General features: G+C 63.9%; 16 protein-coding genes. 5 read left to right on the top strand and 11 right to left on the bottom strand.

The window, feature by feature from the left end; all coding sequences use genetic code 11:
• Nucleotides 1-2: 2 nt before the first annotated feature.
• A complete protein-coding gene (locus ACE3UG_RS03745) occupies nt 3-1,394 on the top strand; it encodes a hypothetical protein (RefSeq protein WP_374619825.1) in 1,392 nt (463 codons plus the stop codon).
• A gap of 172 nt (nt 1,395-1,566) precedes the next feature.
• On the opposite strand, the gene ACE3UG_RS03740 is transcribed toward ACE3UG_RS03745, so the two are convergent.
• Nucleotides 1,567-2,094: a peptidylprolyl isomerase gene (locus tag ACE3UG_RS03740; RefSeq protein WP_374619822.1), complete on the bottom strand. Its 528-nt coding sequence runs from the start codon at nt 2,092-2,094 to the stop codon at nt 1,567-1,569.
• 245 nt (nt 2,095-2,339) lie between these two features.
• Here ACE3UG_RS03740 and ACE3UG_RS03735 point away from each other — a divergent pair, with 245 nt between their 5' ends.
• On the top strand, nt 2,340-3,560 hold the full coding sequence (locus tag ACE3UG_RS03735) for a JmjC domain-containing protein (protein WP_374619819.1): 1,221 nt from the start codon (nt 2,340-2,342) through the stop codon (nt 3,558-3,560).
• Nucleotides 3,561-3,738: 178 nt separating this feature from the next.
• Entirely contained in the window at nt 3,739-3,996 is a 258-nt protein-coding gene (locus ACE3UG_RS03730; RefSeq protein ID WP_199071419.1) for a hypothetical protein, read from the top strand.
• 178 nt (nt 3,997-4,174) lie between these two features.
• Here the strand turns inward: ACE3UG_RS03730 and ACE3UG_RS03725 are convergent, their stop codons facing one another.
• The 10 genes from ACE3UG_RS03725 to ACE3UG_RS03680 all read right to left on the bottom strand — a co-directional run bounded on the left by ACE3UG_RS03725 (nt 4,175) and on the right by ACE3UG_RS03680 (nt 13,064).
• On the bottom strand, nt 4,175-4,966 hold the full coding sequence (locus ACE3UG_RS03725; RefSeq protein WP_374619814.1) for an MBL fold metallo-hydrolase: 792 nt from the start codon (nt 4,964-4,966) through the stop codon (nt 4,175-4,177).
• A gap of 8 nt (nt 4,967-4,974) precedes the next feature.
• Nucleotides 4,975-6,117, bottom strand: a complete 1,143-nt coding sequence (gene bamC / locus ACE3UG_RS03720; RefSeq protein WP_374619811.1) for an outer membrane protein assembly factor BamC — start codon at nt 6,115-6,117, stop codon at nt 4,975-4,977.
• Nucleotides 6,118-6,168: 51 nt separating this feature from the next.
• Complete coding sequence (dapA, locus tag ACE3UG_RS03715; RefSeq protein ID WP_374619809.1) at nt 6,169-7,086, bottom strand: 4-hydroxy-tetrahydrodipicolinate synthase; 918 nt, start codon at nt 7,084-7,086, stop codon at nt 6,169-6,171.
• A gap of 42 nt (nt 7,087-7,128) precedes the next feature.
• Nucleotides 7,129-7,728, bottom strand: a complete 600-nt coding sequence (locus tag ACE3UG_RS03710; protein ID WP_374619807.1) for a class I SAM-dependent methyltransferase — start codon at nt 7,726-7,728, stop codon at nt 7,129-7,131.
• The gene (locus ACE3UG_RS03705) at nt 7,725-8,927 is read right to left on the bottom strand and encodes a tryptophan--tRNA ligase (protein WP_374619804.1); all 1,203 of its coding nucleotides are present in this window, start codon (nt 8,925-8,927) and stop codon (nt 7,725-7,727) included. The genes ACE3UG_RS03710 and ACE3UG_RS03705 overlap by 4 nt, the downstream gene beginning before the upstream one ends.
• A 25-nt stretch (nt 8,928-8,952) precedes the next feature.
• The gene (locus ACE3UG_RS03700; protein WP_374619802.1) at nt 8,953-9,618 is read right to left on the bottom strand and encodes a site-2 protease family protein; all 666 of its coding nucleotides are present in this window, start codon (nt 9,616-9,618) and stop codon (nt 8,953-8,955) included.
• A 73-nt stretch (nt 9,619-9,691) separates the two neighbouring features.
• A complete protein-coding gene (locus tag ACE3UG_RS03695; protein ID WP_374619799.1) occupies nt 9,692-10,318 on the bottom strand; it encodes an L-threonylcarbamoyladenylate synthase in 627 nt (208 codons plus the stop codon).
• Between the two features lie 12 nt (nt 10,319-10,330).
• Nucleotides 10,331-11,164, bottom strand: a complete 834-nt coding sequence (locus tag ACE3UG_RS03690; protein ID WP_374619796.1) for a 3',5'-nucleoside bisphosphate phosphatase — start codon at nt 11,162-11,164, stop codon at nt 10,331-10,333.
• 111 nt (nt 11,165-11,275) lie between these two features.
• On the bottom strand, nt 11,276-12,166 hold the full coding sequence (locus ACE3UG_RS03685; RefSeq protein ID WP_374619793.1) for an alpha/beta fold hydrolase: 891 nt from the start codon (nt 12,164-12,166) through the stop codon (nt 11,276-11,278).
• A gap of 88 nt (nt 12,167-12,254) precedes the next feature.
• Nucleotides 12,255-13,064: a ferritin-like domain-containing protein gene (locus ACE3UG_RS03680; RefSeq protein ID WP_374619790.1), complete on the bottom strand. Its 810-nt coding sequence runs from the start codon at nt 13,062-13,064 to the stop codon at nt 12,255-12,257.
• Nucleotides 13,065-13,362: 298 nt separating this feature from the next.
• On the opposite strand from ACE3UG_RS03680, the gene ACE3UG_RS03675 reads away from it, so the two are divergent.
• A complete protein-coding gene (locus ACE3UG_RS03675) occupies nt 13,363-13,887 on the top strand; it encodes a gamma carbonic anhydrase family protein (RefSeq protein WP_374619787.1) in 525 nt (174 codons plus the stop codon).
• A gap of 214 nt (nt 13,888-14,101) precedes the next feature.
• A complete protein-coding gene (hslO, locus tag ACE3UG_RS03670; RefSeq protein ID WP_374619785.1) occupies nt 14,102-15,037 on the top strand; it encodes an Hsp33 family molecular chaperone HslO in 936 nt (311 codons plus the stop codon).
• Nucleotides 15,038-15,135: the final 98 nt, after the last annotated feature.

The raw sequence follows: 15,135 nt of genomic DNA, 5'->3' as shown, positions 1-15,135 counted from the left end.
TTATGTCCAGTCTGCGTCGCTTGCGCGCCCCTCGCCACTCGAGCATCGGTCTGCTGGCCGTGTGCCTGGTAGCGCTCGCGCTCATGACCGGGCCGGCACCGACGACGGCCGCACCGACAAGCGTGACGGCAAGCGCCACGGCGGCCCAGAAGTCTGCGGCGAAAGCGAAGGCGAAGGCGAAAGGCCCGCGCAAGCCACCGCCGTTCGAATTCGCGGTGCTGGGCAACACGCCGTTCGGCAATACCGAGATGCCCGTGGTGCGCAGCGTGCTGGCCAGCATCGGCGATAGCCAGGCCGCTTTCGTCGTGCACGCGGGCAATCTCAAAAGTGTCACGGAATCGTGCCGAGACGAGCTCATCACGCAGCGCCTGAGCCTGTTCGCCAGCTCACCCAAGCCGCTGATCTATGTGCCCGGCGCGAACGATTGGGCGGACTGTCAGCGCGCCTCCGAAGGCGGTTACAACCCAGTGGAGCGCCTCGACTTCCTGCGCGATCACGCGTTCGACGACGACGCACTGCTCGGGCCGGGCCCCGTGGGCTACGCACACTTCGATCTCACCCGTCAGAGCGACATGGCGCGCTTTCGCCAGTATCACGAAAATGTACGTTGGTTCTATGGCGGCGTGGTGTTCGTCGGCCTGAACATTCCGGGCAACAACAACAATTACCGCTCGGCCGGTGGCCGTAACGGCGAGTTCGAGGATCGGGTCATTGCAACGCGTGTCTGGCTGCAACATGCACTCGTCTACGCGCAGCAAAAGGACGCAATCGGCATGGTGATCGTCGCCCAGGCAGACCCGGTGTTCGAAGCGGAGCGTGGCGCAGGACTGAGAGGTATTTTCTCGAATCGCACCAAACGGCACGGCGTGGACGGTTACCAGGATTTTCGTACGCAATTGCAACGGCTTGCGAGCCGATTCAAGGCGCCGATCCTGCTCATCGACAGCGGCAAGACGATGCATCGCACACAACCGCTGCGAGACGCCCGGGGCACGCTGGTAAGCACGTTCACGCAACTGAGCACCTACGGTTCGCCGACGGCGAATCGATGGGTACGCGTACGCGTCGATCCACGCACGCCACAACTGTTTCATTTCGAGAGCGAGTTGTTGCCGTCCAATAGCGCTGCCGCGCCGGGCGGACAACGCAACGCCAGCACAGCGCCCGTGCCGGCTGGCGCACCGAACGCCGCGTCGAGTGCAAGCGCTGCCAGCGCAGCCGCTTCGGCCTCGGGTGTCATGCCCTACGCCGCGCCATATTCAGCGCTCTACTCGTCGTCGGGCTCACCGAACAGTGCCGATTCCGAGGCCTCCGATCCCAACCAGGGAGTCATGCCCATCGGACCCGCGCTGCGCCCGAACGCCGCTGCGCGCGCGGCCACGCACCGCGACTGAGCACGATCACGTAGGGCCAAGTGTGATCTTTAAAGCGCAAACGCCGAGTCCGGCGCATCGCGTTACGCAATGCGCCGGCTCGGCGAATGTCTTGTGGCGGCCCGCACGCTGTGCGCCGCCCGCCTTGCCACGAGGTGGCGCGATGGTGGGGCGGCGGGGTGACGCCGCAGCGTCAGTGCAGCGTGGGTGCGTCGTCTTCGTCTTCGTCGACGACTTCAAGCCCCGATGCGCCGTGCGCATGCTGGTGCTCGATCTCTTCCTCGGTCGCCTGGCGCACGTCGGCCACCGTCAGGTCGAAACGCAGCGCCATGCCCGCGAGCGGGTGATTGCCATCGAGCACGACCTTGTCTTCAGCCACGTCCGTCACCGTGTAGATCAGCGCGTCAGCCTCTTCGTCGCCATCTTCCGGCGTGCCTTCGAACTGCATGCCGACTTCGAGCGGCTCGGGGAAACGGCCACGCTCTTCGACCTTGACCATCTCGGGATCGTAGTCGCCGAACGCGTCGGCCGGTTCCAGTTGAAGCTGCGTCTGATAGCCCACGTCCTGACCATCGAGCGCTTCCTCGATCTTGGGGAACGTGCCATCATAGCCGCCGTGCAGATAAACCATCGGCTCGGCGCCACTTTCCTCGATCAGGTTGCCCTGAGCGTCCGACAACTTGTAAGTCACCGAGACGACGGTATTCTTTTCGATCTTCATCAAACTCTCCGAAAAACAGCCCGCATTATACGCGCAGCCGCATGACAGCGCCCCGAAAGCGGCACGACGCCATATCAAGGCGAACGAACGAGCACCGAACGCGTTCGCATCGCGCCGCCTGCAATCGCTTCGTGCCGCTTCGTGCCGCTTGCGCCACTTTGCACGGTTTCGCGCAAGGCTGCTATCGGGAGGCCGCACATGTCATCCCGACTTTTGCCGTCACCTATTAACGCATCGATCTACGCATGACGACCTCCCGCTCTCCCTCGACGCTGCTCGGCGGCCTCGCGCCCGACGCCTTCATGAAGCGCTACTGGCACAAGCGCCCACTCCTCATTCGTCAGGCCATCCCCGGCTTCACGGCGCCGCTCTCGCACGACGCGCTGTTCGCGCTGGCCGCACGCGATGACGTCGAATCGCGCCTCGTCAGTCACACGCGCAAGCACTGGCAACTCGAGCACGGCCCGTTCGACGCCGACGCGCTTCCGCCATTGACGCGCAAACAGTGGACCCTTCTCGTGCAAGGCGTGAATCTTCACGCGCCGGAAGTCGATGCCCTCATGCAACAGTTTCGCTTTGTTCCCGATGCCCGTCTCGACGACGTGATGATCAGTTACGCCACCGACGGTGGTGGCGTCGGCCCGCATCTCGATTCCTATGACGTCTTTCTGCTCCAGGCGCATGGCAAGCGGCGGTGGCGCATCGGCGCGCCGCGCGACAGCACGTGGCTCGACGGCGTGCCTCTGCGCATCCTGAAGCACTTCGAAGCCGAAGAGGAATGGGTGCTGGAGCCCGGCGACATGCTGTATCTGCCGCCCGGCTATGCGCACGACGGCGTTGCGCAAGGCGAATGCATGACGTATTCCATCGGTTTTCGCGCCCCGCTGGAGCAGGAAATGCTTCAGAACTTTCTGTACTACCTTGCGGAAAATGCCCCCGAATTGCCGTTCGCGCGTCATTTCGCCGGCCGATACGCCGATCCTGGGCAGTCTGCGGTGAAGCATCCGGCGGCATTGCCCGACGCCATGATCGAGACTCTCGTCGCCCAGCTCGAGAAAGTGCGCTGGGGACAGAAAGAGGTGGAGGACTTTCTCGGACGCTGGCTGAGCGAGCCGAAATCGCATGTGTTTTTCGAACCGCCACAGACGCCGATATCGATGACGCGTTTCGTGCGCGAGGCCTCCACACAGGGTCTGGCGCTCTCGCCCAAGACGCAATTGTTGTATCGACGCAACCGGTATTACATCAACGGCGAGCCGCTCGAAGTCCCCGTCAATGCACGATCGACGTTACGGCTGCTTGCCGATCGACGCCAGCTAAATGCCAGCGAATGCGCGAGTTTCGAGCAAAAAGACCAAGAAATCGTTGAAATTCTGTACGATTGGTATGCTTCGGGATGGTTGAGACTCGAGGCCGACTCGAAGACCGTGCGAAAGTTGCGCCCGGTAAGGAAAAAAGCGGGGTAATTACGCGAGATTGACGTGACGGGTTGGGGAAAACCCAATATAATTTCTCGCCAAGCAGCTTGCATGACCAAGGGTAATCCTCAATTGCCGAAGTCTCGCAATCGGCTTTGCGCTGGCAAGAGCGTATTACCGTAACTAATATTCATTCGCTTGTCTTCTACCATAAAAGGACGTGATCATGAAGAAGTCTCTCCTCGTCGCTTCGTTGTTGGCTATTGCCCTGACCGCCTGCGGCAAGAAGGAAGAAGCCGCTGCTCCGGCTGCTGACGCTGCCGCTTCGGCTGCTGCCGCTGCTTCGGACGCTGCTTCGGCTGCTGGCGCTGCTGCTGATTCGGCTGCTTCGGCTGCTGGTGCTGCTGCTGACACGGTCGCTTCGGCTGCCGGCGCTGCTGCTGACGCCGTTGCTTCGGCTGCTGACGCTGCTGCCAGCAAGTAATCGCCCGCTGCCGCAAGGCAGTTGAGCAAAAAAAGCCGGTCTTTCGACCGGCTTTTTGTCGCCCCTACGCTCCACACGTCCTACACGCCTCACACTCGCCGGCGCCCGCCGCAGACGCCCGCCCTCTTTCGGACAACACGCGATCGCGCCCCCGATCAAGCGGCAACGCCATCGTCGGTCAGCAGGTCAGCCAGTCGAAACCGCCCGCCTGTGTCGCCACGAGGATCTCTGTCGCCTCGCTGCCGATCACGCCCGACATCGCCGCCATCGCCAGTTCCGCTGTATTGTTCTGCTCGCTCAGATGCGCGCAAATCACGCGCTGTAGCTTCACCCGGTCGATCGCGCCCAGAATCTCCGCCGCCGCATCGTTCGCCAGATGACCATAGGTGCCGCCAATCCGCGCCTTGAGCGACGCTGGATATTTGCTGTTCGCCAGCATGTTCCGGTCGTGGTTGCATTCGAGCACCAGGGCATCACAACCGCCGAGTGCGGCGATGAGGTGCGCGGTCGGGCATCCGGCATCCGTCAGCACGCCCAAGCGGCGAGCGCCGTCGGAAAACACGAACTGCAACGGTTCACGCGCGTCGTGCGGCACGGTGTAGGGATATAGCTCGATGGCCCCCACGGCGAACCGCTCGTCGGCGCGGCACCAGCGCACGCGCGCGTCGTCGCCGTCAGCCTTGAGCGTGGCGTGCACCTTGACGGCTTGCCCCGTCCCCCAACTCATGATGAGGGGAATCTGGTACTTGCGAGTGAGGGAAAGCGCGCTGCCGATGTGATCGGCATGCTCGTGGGTGATGACAATGGCGTCGAGCGACGCCACATCGATCGAGCGCGCCGACAGGCGTCGCTCGACCTCTCGCATCGAGAAACCGCAATCGAGAAGAATGCGTGTCGTGGAGGCGCCTTCCGACGCCTCCACCAGCAGGGCATTACCTTCGCTGCCGCTGCCCAGACTGGCGAACCGCATGCCCCGCCCTAACGGAGCTGGTTGCCGATCACACTGATGATCGTCTGCGCGATCTTCGAGTTGTCGACGTTACCCTTGTCGTCGAGCACCTGCACGCGGGTCTGGCTATCGCCACGCCCCTGCACGTTCACGCTGTACTTCTTGGCCTTCTTGCTGTCCTGCACTTCCTTGGCATGGAACAGGCTGTAGAAGAAGCCATTGTCCTTCGCAAGCGATGCCGGATCGACGTAGCTGACAAAGTAAAGACCCTTCTCGCGGTCACGATCGTCCACGGTGAAGTTACCCCGGTCGAGCGCAACGCCGACACGACGCCAGGCACGATCGAACGGCTCGTTGATGTCGAGATACGCAGCATCGGCCGTCCGCACGATCTGGCTCGACGGGCCGCCCGCCTTGGCGCTTTCGACCTGCGCCTTCGCTTGATCGGCTTGCACACCGAAACGCTGCATCAACTTCGTCAGGAAGATCGCCTCGAGACCCGGATCGTTCGGCGCCGGTTCCCACTTGGTCGTATCCTTCTGCGAGTTCGTGAACACTTCCACCATGCGACGATGCGTGATGTAGATGTCGGTGCCACCGTCCGGATCACGCTCCACCCGAGTGCGGAAGCGGTCACGCTCGCCGGTCGAATACAAGCCGTCGAGCACCTTGCCGAGCAGATCGCGGATGATGTCCTGATTCAGCTTGGCGCGGTTCTCCGCCCAGTCGGTTTCCATCACGCCCGTGTCCGGCGAATCGGTCGTGAGCACAAAGCCATTCTCTTGCCAAAACTCGCGCAGCGTCGGCCACAGGTCGCCCGGGGCTTTCTGAATCACCAGCCAGCGCTCATTGCCATCGCGCACGACCTTCATGCCCGGCACGGCCGGCAGCACGGTGTCCGTCGGGTTGGCCTCGACCACCTTCTGCTGGGTCTCGTAGTTCGACAGCGTGGCGGTGCCACCCGGCGTCACATACTTTCGATCGGTAACCTGAACGTTGGTCAGGTCGGGCGGAACGTCGAGCGTGGGGCCGAGCTTCGCGCTCTTGTAATCGACCTTGTCGGAGGACAAAGCGCTCGAAAGCGAGCTGCATCCGGCGACGAGGGCCACCGAGGCGATAGCGGCCCATGCCAGCACGGGACGAGCTACGGAATTACTGACGATTCGTTTCATGAGTCGCAAAAAAAGGGGTGGGCAATCGAACCCGGGTGCCGGAACGACAGCTTAGACAACGGCGATGTTGGCCGACTTGAGGGCACCAAGCACCGTGTCCTGATACGCCTGCGCAAGCGGCGTGAGCGGCAGTCGGATGCCCGACGCGATCATGCCCATCTGTTGCAGCGCCCACTTCACGGGGATCGGATTGGATTCGACGAACATGGCGCGATGCAGCTCGAACAACTGGAACTGCAGCTCGCGTGCCTTGGCCACATTGCCGGCCGTCGCAGCGACGCACAGTTCGTGCATCGCACGCGGTGCCACGTTGGCAGTGACCGAGATATTACCCTGACCGCCCATGAGCATGAGCGCAACAGCCGTCAGGTCGTCGCCGCTGTACACGGCGAAGCTCTTCGGGGCACGCCGGATCAGGTCGATGCCACGATCCAGATTGCCCGTGGCGTCCTTCACGCCCACAATGCCGGGCACTTGCGCCAGACGCAGCAGCGTGTCGTTGCTGGCGTCCGCCACGGTACGGCCGGGCACATTATAGAGGATGACCGGAAGCTCGACGGCTTCGGCAATGGCACGAAAGTGCTGGTACTGGCCTTCCTGCGTGGGCTTGTTGTAGTACGGCACGACCTGCAGCGACGCATCGGCGCCCACCTGCTTCGCATGCTTCGTCAGCTCGATGGCTTCAGCCGTCGAATTGCCGCCCGTGCCCGCGATCACCGGCACCTTGCGGCCGCGCGACTCGCCGGCTTGAGCGGTTTGCCGTACGGCGATCTCGATGAGCTCACAGTGTTCTTCGACGGTGACCGTCGGCGACTCGCCCGACGTGCCGACGATTACGATACCGTCGGTGCCTTCGTCGACGTGCCAGTTGATCAGGTTACGCAGGGCTTCACGGTCAAGGCTGCCATCCTCTGCCATCGGCGTGACAATCGCGACGATACTGCCTTGAATCGGAGTTTGGGTAGTCATGGTTGATCGAACAATTCAGCGATAAGGGTGGATTGTAGCGGATTACGCCGCCGGCTCGTACAGCGCGGCACCGCCGGGGTTTTCCCCGGGGGCGGCGCGCGTCGCGCACACGCGCTGTACGCACGCTGCACGCGGTGCCACCAACGTAACGTCCTCGAAGCCCGCCACGCGCAAACCCGCCTCGCGCGCCACGTCGAGCAATTCACCCGGCGCGAGCAGGAACAGCGGATTGGACGGCTTTGCGTGCCGTTCGTTTCCTTGCGCGAAGGTTTCGTAAATCAGAACGCCGCCAGGCGCGACACTGGCAACGATACGCGGGAACAGCGGCCGGTGCAGATAGTTCGTGACGACGACGGCATCGTACGTCACCCCCTCGGCCAACGGCCACGGCCCATGCTCCAAATCGGCGACGAGCGTTGTGACGTTCGCCAGGGTTGACATCGTGGCAAGCGCCGCCGCATCGCGGTCGATGGCGCTCACGTGGACGCCGCGAGACGCGAGCCACCGCGCGTGGCGTCCATGGCCGCAAGCAAGATCGAGCGCACGCGCACCCGACGGGATCAGGTGCGCCCAGCGCACCAGCCACGACGATGGCGCGCCGGTGCCGTGCACTTCCGCGCTGCGAACGGCCGTGTCCGTCATGAATATTGCAGTCCCATCGCTTCGCGCACTTCGCGCATGATCTCCTGCGCGGACTTCCGAGCCTTCTCACATCCGTCGGCCACAATGGCGCGCAGCAGCGATGGGTCGTCCATGTACTTTTGAGCGCGCTCGAGCATGGGCTGCTGCTCGCGCAGAATGCCTTCGATCACCGGCTGCTTGCACTCGAGGCATCCGATACCGGCACTGCGACAGCCCTTCTGCACCCAGGCGCGCGTGTCGTCATCGCTATAGACCTGATGCAATTGCCACACCGGGCACTTGTCGGGATCGCCCGGATCGGTACGACGCACGCGTGCCGGATCCGTCGGCATCGTGCGCACTTTCTTGGTGATCGACTCCGCGTCTTCGCGCAGGCCGATGGTGTTGTTGTACGATTTCGACATCTTCTGGCCGTCGAGCCCCGGCATGCGCGACGCCGGCGTGAGCAACGCCTGCGGCTCGACCAGAATCAGCTTGCGCGCGCCTTCGAGATAGCCGAAAAGCCGCTCACGGTCACCCATGGACAGCGACTGCGACTCGGAGAGCATTGCGCGCGCCTGCTCAAGCGCCTCGTCGTCGCCCTGCTCCTGATAGGCCGTACGCAGTTCCAGGTATATCTTTGAGCGCTTGCCGCCGAGCTTGCGTGCTGCCGCCAACGCCTTCTCTTCGAAGCCGGTCTCGCGGCCGTACAGATGGTTGAAGCGGCGCGCGATTTCGCGTGTCATCTCGACGTGTGGCACCTGATCTTCACCCACCGGCACATGCAGCGCGCGGTAAAGCAGAATGTCGGCCGCCATGAGCACCGGATACCCCAGGAAGCCGTACGTCGACAGGTCTTTCTCCTTGAGCTTCTCGATCTGTTCCTTGTATGTCGGCACGCGTTCGAGCCAGCCCAGCGGCGTGCTCATGCCGATGAGCAGCGCCAGTTCGGCATGCTCGGGCACCTTGCTCTGAATGAAGAGCGTGGCCTGATTCGGATCGATCCCTGCGGCCAGCCAGTCGATCAAGACATCCCATACGTTCTGTGCGATGACTTCCGGCGTTTCGTAGTGCGTGGTGAGCGCGTGCCAATCGACCACACAGAAGTAGCACGGGTACTCCGACTGAAGCTGAATCCAGTTTTTGAGCACGCCGTGATAATGACCGAGGTGCAGACGGCCGGTCGGTCGCATGCCAGAGAAAACGCGTTCGGGGTACATGGTCTCGTTATGTTCTGCAAAAACTTCAGGAAATCAGCGACAGCAGCGGCGTGAGCATCCAGACGATCAGGTCGCGCCCCCATTGGATCAGCGGCCACAGCCACAGGCGGCCGAGCACCCCGCTGACCACCAGGGCCATCACGATGAAAAAACCATAAGGTTCCACGCGCGAGAGCAGGTACGCCGCACGCGCGGGCAGTAGCGACACGAGCACGCGTCCGCCATCGAGCGGCGGCACCGGAAACAGGTTGAACATGCACATCACGAGGTTCACCACGAGGCCGGCCTGCGCCATCATCATGAAGAAAGGCTCGCGAACACCGGCCATTTGGAGCCCCACAGCGAGCAGCGCCCACAGAATCGCCTGCGCGAAGTTACAGAGCGGACCAGCCAGCGCCACCCAGATCGTGTCGACGCGCGGGTTGCGCAGACTGCCGAACGCGACCGGCACCGGCTTGGCATAGCCGAACAGGAACGCCCCGCTCGTCATGAAATAGAGCGCCAGCGGCACGAGTACCGTACCGATGGGATCGATGTGTTTGAGTGGATTGAGCGTCACCCGCCCCATCAGGAACGCCGTGGGGTCGCCAAAATACTTTGCCACGTAGCCGTGGGCGGCCTCGTGCAACGTGATGGCGAAGAGGACGGGGAGCGCGTAGACCGCAATGGTCTGGATCAGGTCTGCATTCATAGCCGGCTATTGTATCAAGCACACCTGCACGCCAGTATTACGGCGTATTGCAAAGCGGTAGGGAAGCGATGTGTCACGACAGGCCGAACGGCGCGAGCGAGCCGCGCCCGCGGCGCAACGCTTCGGGGGGCGTCACGGTCAGATCGACCACGGTCGACGGCTCTTTAGGACAGGCCCCGCCGTCGATCACCAGATCCAGTTCCTTTTCCAGGCGCTCGCGGATCTCTTCGGGGTCGTTCAGCGGCTCGGTTTCGCCCGGCAGAATCAGTGTGGTGGCGAGCAACGGCTGCCCCAGTTCCGCGAGCAACGCCAGCGTGATGGCATGTTCCGGCACACGCAGGCCGATGGTCTTTCGCGACGGATGCGAGAGCCGGCGCGGCACCTCCTTCGTCGCCTCCAGGATGAATACGTACGGCCCCGGTGTCGTCGCCTTGATCAGCCGGTACTGCCGGTTGTCGACCATGGCGAACTCGGCCAGTTCCGACAGGTCGCGCACCAGTAGCGAGAGCAGTTGCTTGTCGTCGAGACCGCGAATGCGGCGCAGGCGATCGACGGCCTGCTTGTCGTCGATGTGACAGGCAATCGCGTAGCTCGAGTCGGTCGGCAAGGCCACGATACCGCCCTTGTCGATGATCTGCGCGGCCTGCTTGATGAGTCGTGACTGAGGGTTTTCCGGATGAATCTGGAAGAATTGCGACATAGCGTCGGAAGGTTACTGCCAGCGGCTCCAGACCGGCGTGAGATCGTCGGGTAGCGCAGGCAGCTTACCGAGCAGCGCACGGCTCTCGGTCGGTCCATGGAAATCCGAGCCGCGCGACGCCAGAAAATCGTACTGACGCGCGACGTCGGCATACTCGCGGTATTGCTCCGGCGTGTGGCTGCCGGTGATCACTTCGATCGCCTCGCCCCCCAGTTCGCGGAACTGATCGAACAGCACCCCGAACTCGAGCGGCGTGAATTTGTAGCGGCCCGGATGCGCAACGACGGCAATGCCGCCCGCGCCCCGAATCCACGTCACGGCGTCCTCGAGCGTTGCCCATCGGTGCGGCACATAGCCGGGACGCCCCTCCACAAGGTACTTCGTGAACACCTCGGAGACCGACGCGCATTTGCCGATCTCCACGAGATAGCGCGCGAAATGCGTGCGGGAAATCAGATCGGGATTGCCGACGTGGCGCAGCGCACCCTCGTAGGCATTCGGAATGCCCGCGGCCGCCAATTGCTCGCTCATCTGCTGCGCCCGCGTTGCCCGGCCGCCCCGCGTGGCCGCCAGCCCGTCGATCAGCGCGGCGTTATCCGGATCGAGATTCAGCCCAACGATATGCACCGTGCGATTCGCCCACGTAATGGAAACTTCCACGCCGCTCACGTAACGCATGCCGAGCGCTTCGGCCGCCTCACGCGCCTCGCGCTGGCCGCCGATCTCGTCGTGGTCGGTCAGCGACCACAGGTCGACACCGGCTTCGAACGCGACCTGCGCCACGTCGGCCGGCGCAAGCGTGCCGTCCGACACTTTGGAATGACAATGAAGATCCGCGTTGAGCATGGTGAACCGCCGGGCGATGACACGTCCGCTCCGTCTTACGCCGGCGTGTGACGTGGTAATGACGTCTTCATTCTACCGCTCAAGTGAGCGCGACGCGAGTTGCCCGCGCACTCACGTCCCGCAGAAGTCGTCGATCAGCTTCGCCACCGCTTCGGGTTGATCGTGATGGAGCATATGGCCCGCATCGGCCACGAAGGCTTCCGTCAGGCTCGGAAAGGCCGTGAAGCGCTCCCGGAACGCCGCTTTGCCCTGCGCCCCGACGAAATGTTGCAGAACTTCCGAGTCCGTCGCTTCGACATGGAGCACCGGCGCACTCACGTTGCGCCATACGGCCATTGCTTCGTCGAGCCGGTACGGGTACGGATTCGCGATCTTGTGCGCCGCATCGGCGAGCAAATGCCATTGCCCGTCGCTCGCCTGACGCGCCCAGCGTTGCGCCAGCCACGCCGCCCGTGCCTGCGTGAGGCGCGGATTCGTCCTGCGCAGCCGCGCCGCCACCTCGTCGAGCGAGGCGTAGGGCCGCAGCGTCGGCACATTCTGCAAGTCGTCCAGCCAGCGGCCGAGCTGTCGGATCGCCGCAGTCGGCTGCGACGGCGGCAGGCCGAAGCCCTCGAGGTTCACGAGCCGCCGCACGCGAGTCGGCCGTACCCCGGCATACAGGCACGCGACGTTGCCGCCCATGCTGTGGCCGATCAGGTTGATGGCTTCGCCGGGCGCGGTGTAGACGTCGAGCAACGCTTCGAGATCGGCCAGATAGTCCGGAAACCAGTAGCTGCCGCAGCGGCCGTCGGCGACCGGCCAGTCGGTGAGGCCGAAGCCGCGCCAGTCCGGCGCGAGCAGATGCCACCGCTGGGCCAGCGTTTGCGCGACGAATTGGAACGACGCCGACACGTCCATCCATCCGTGCAGCGCAAACAGTTTCGGCGCGCCGGGCGTGCCCCACTGCCGGACATGATGGCGCAGCCCGCGCACGGTCAGAAATTCGGATCGCGATTCGGTCATGACGCTGGCGAGAGTGAAGGTGGAAACGACGGGGGAATTGCCGAGTATATCGGCATCACAAATGCACATGGCGGAGTGGCCGCGCCCGTCATGCGAGCGCCTGCAGCGCCGCGAGTTCATCGTCATCGAAACCCGCCGCCCGGCGCGCTTCCAGATTGAACGGCCCGCGCAGCCGCGGTGCGCCGTATTGCGCCGCCAGCCGGGTGTACGTTTCGATGGGATCGCACCCCGAACGCTCGCAGCCCCAGCGATACCATCGGTTCCCGATGGCGACATGCCCGATTTCGTCACGCAGGATGATATCGAGGATGGCCGCGCCGGCTGCATCGCCCACGCTGGCAAGCTTGGCCTTGATCGGTGGACTGGCGTCGAGCCCGCGCGCCTCCAGGGTGCGCGGCACCAGCGCGAGGCGGGCCAGCCAGTCGCCGGACGTGCGCCGCGCCATCTCCCACAGGCCGTCGTGCGCGGGAAAGCAGCCGTAGTGATAGGCGTCGCCCAGCGTCTGGAGGTGTGTGGCGAGCAGCGAGAAGTGATAGGCCTCCTCCGCCGCGACCTGGAGCCAGTCGTCGTAGTACTCGACGGGCAGGCCGTCGAAGCGCCACAGCGCGTCGAGCGCAAGGTTGATCGCGTTGAATTCGATGTGCGCAAGCGCATGCAGCAGCGCGGCACGGCCCTCGATCGACGTCACGGCGCGCTGCTTCAACGCCCGCGGGGACACCAGCCGGGGCGTCGCAGGACGCCCGGGAATGCCCATATCGCCCGCGTTTGCGTCACCGGTCAATGTGCCCGGAAGGGTCGAAGGGGTCGAAGGGGTCGAAGGGGTCGAAGGGGTCGAAGGGGTCGAAGGGGTCGAGGCGGACGAGGCGGTCGAGGCGGACGAAGGAACCGAACCGGCCATTGCGAAGTGCTGTCCTGGGTGCCAACACGCAACGCCATTGCGCACGGCGTCGCGAAGCGCCGTCACGCGCTCGGCCTTTTCGTACGGGTCGCAAAGACGCAGCAACGCCAGCGCACGCGAGCGAGCGCAATCGGGCATGCCTGACGCGTTGCGGCTCAGATCAGCCCCGGCGAGATCCTCGGGGACGGGACTAACGGGGACGGCGTTGCCCGCCGGACCGCCGCTGGGCAAAGGAGTGGAATCGGCCATGACGTTACAATAGCGAATTCCTCGATTTTAACCGCGAACCGAAGCCGCCATGCCGATCTATAAACTTGGAGACAAGACCCCGCAGATCCACGAGAGTGCTTTCGTGGCCGACACCGCCAGCATCATCGGTGAAGTGATTCTCGCGGAGAACAGCAGCGTGTGGCCGGGTGTGGCAATTCGCGGTGACAACGAGCCGATCAAGGTCGGCATCGGTACCAACGTGCAGGAGGGTGCCGTCCTGCACGCCGACCCGGGATATCCGCTCACGCTGGCCGACGGCGTGAGCATTGGCCACCAGGCGATGCTGCACGGCTGCACCGTGGGCGAAAACTCGCTCATCGGCATTCAGGCAGTGCTGCTCAACGGCGCGGTCATCGGTCGCGACAGTCTGGTCGGTGCGGGCGCGCTGGTCACCGAACGCAAGACGTTCCCTGACCGTTCCCTGATTCTGGGCGTGCCCGCCAAGGTCGTGCGCGAGCTGACCGACGAGGAAGTCGCGAACCTCAAGCGCAACGCAGACAGCTATGCGACGCGCCGTCAGGTCTTCAAGGAACAACTGGTGCGCATCGGCTGAGCGAGCCGACGGCGGCGGCACACGCTGACAGTCCGGTGGGCGCGCCTGCGCCGTGGCGGTGTGTTGAAAACGCGGCGTGCGCCCCCAGATTACGCAATATTGACGCGCCAATCGCCAGCCGTTGTGTCTCACATGGGCCCGTTGGTGCGGCTTCTCCCATGCAGCGCCGCCCGCCAACACAACTGCCGTTGCCGCGTTTTTCAGGAATTCGACCGTGTCCGATCAACTTCAGAAATTCATGTTCGACGCCGCCCCGGTGCGCGGCGAGTATGTCAGCCTCGACGCCACCTGGCGCGCCGTGCTGGAACGTCACGACTATCCGGTGCCGGTGCGCCATTTGCTCGGCGAGATGATGGCCGCTGCCGCCCTGCTCACGGCCAACGTCAAATTCGATGGCGCACTGATTCTGCAACTGCACGGCGACGGCCCGGTCACCATGGTCGTCGTCGAATGCAACGCCGACCTGACGATGCGCGCCACAGCAAAGTACAGCGGGGAGATCCCGGAGAACGCAACGCTCAAGTCGCTCGTCGACGTCAATGGCCGCGCACGCTTTGCCATCACGCTCGACCCGCGCGTCAAGCAACCGGGCCAGCAACCGTATCAAGGCGTGGTGCCGCTCTCCGACGAACACGGCCCGCTTCCGGACATGGCATCGGTACTCGAGCACTATATGCATCATTCCGAGCAGCTCGACACACGTCTGTGGCTGGCGGCGGACGACCACCATGCCATCGGCATGCTGCTGCAAAAGCTGCCCGGTCATGGCGGCACGGCAGGCGCCGGCGCCGAACGCGCCCCCGAGCAGGACGAGGACATGTGGAATCGCGTCTGCCAACTGGGTAACACACTCAAGCGCGACGAAATGCTGAGCACCGACCGGGAAACCCTCCTGAATCGCCTGTTTTGGGAAGAGACGGTGCGCGTGTTCGAGCCTCAGGTCACGGCGTTTCGCTGCACGTGCTCGCACGAGCGGGTGGCCGGTATGCTGCGCACGCTCGGCGAAGCGGAAGTCATGAGCGTGTTCGAAGAACGTCCCGATGTCGAAGTGGCATGCGAGTTTTGCCGCCAGACCTATCACTTCGACAAGGTGGATGCGGCGCAGCTCTTCACGCAGCCGTCGCACGCTGCGCCGACCGGGCAGCATTGAAAGACGTCGAGATCACAGACGCGCGCGACGCCCCGTGCGCGCGTGAATTTCGCGTCGGTGACCGCGCCCGGCCTTGCGCCTCGCCGCAACGCGGTCGA

The sequence above is a fragment of the Pandoraea sp. genome (genome assembly GCF_041919235.1).
GTDB lineage: Bacteria > Pseudomonadota > Gammaproteobacteria > Burkholderiales > Burkholderiaceae > Pandoraea.
Note: the sequence above shows the minus strand (reverse complement) of the source record. Positions and strands in the feature narration are given on the sequence as shown.

Bases quoted from the DNA above. Each gene is read 5' to 3' on its own strand.
- bamC (WP_374619811.1), bottom strand. From the start codon at position 6,117: ATGAAACGAATCGTCAGTAATTCCGTAGCTCGTCCCGTGCTGGCATGG.
- ACE3UG_RS03730 (WP_199071419.1), top strand. From the start codon at position 3,739: ATGAAGAAGTCTCTCCTCGTCGCTTCGTTGTTGGCTATTGCCCTGACC.
- ACE3UG_RS03710 (WP_374619807.1), bottom strand. From the start codon at position 7,728: ATGACGGACACGGCCGTTCGCAGCGCGGAAGTGCACGGCACCGGCGCG.
- ACE3UG_RS03680 (WP_374619790.1), bottom strand. From the start codon at position 13,064: ATGGCCGGTTCGGTTCCTTCGTCCGCCTCGACCGCCTCGTCCGCCTCG.
- ACE3UG_RS03685 (WP_374619793.1), bottom strand. From the start codon at position 12,166: ATGACCGAATCGCGATCCGAATTTCTGACCGTGCGCGGGCTGCGCCAT.
- ACE3UG_RS03695 (WP_374619799.1), bottom strand. From the start codon at position 10,318: ATGTCGCAATTCTTCCAGATTCATCCGGAAAACCCTCAGTCACGACTC.
- ACE3UG_RS03675 (WP_374619787.1), top strand. From the start codon at position 13,363: ATGCCGATCTATAAACTTGGAGACAAGACCCCGCAGATCCACGAGAGT.
- ACE3UG_RS03700 (WP_374619802.1), bottom strand. From the start codon at position 9,618: ATGAATGCAGACCTGATCCAGACCATTGCGGTCTACGCGCTCCCCGTC.
- ACE3UG_RS03690 (WP_374619796.1), bottom strand. From the start codon at position 11,164: ATGCTCAACGCGGATCTTCATTGTCATTCCAAAGTGTCGGACGGCACG.
- ACE3UG_RS03725 (WP_374619814.1), bottom strand. From the start codon at position 4,966: ATGCGGTTCGCCAGTCTGGGCAGCGGCAGCGAAGGTAATGCCCTGCTG.
- ACE3UG_RS03745 (WP_374619825.1), top strand. From the start codon at position 3: ATGTCCAGTCTGCGTCGCTTGCGCGCCCCTCGCCACTCGAGCATCGGT.
- ACE3UG_RS03740 (WP_374619822.1), bottom strand. From the start codon at position 2,094: ATGAAGATCGAAAAGAATACCGTCGTCTCGGTGACTTACAAGTTGTCG.
- ACE3UG_RS03705 (WP_374619804.1), bottom strand. From the start codon at position 8,927: ATGTACCCCGAACGCGTTTTCTCTGGCATGCGACCGACCGGCCGTCTG.
- dapA (WP_374619809.1), bottom strand. From the start codon at position 7,086: ATGACTACCCAAACTCCGATTCAAGGCAGTATCGTCGCGATTGTCACG.
- ACE3UG_RS03735 (WP_374619819.1), top strand. From the start codon at position 2,340: ATGACGACCTCCCGCTCTCCCTCGACGCTGCTCGGCGGCCTCGCGCCC.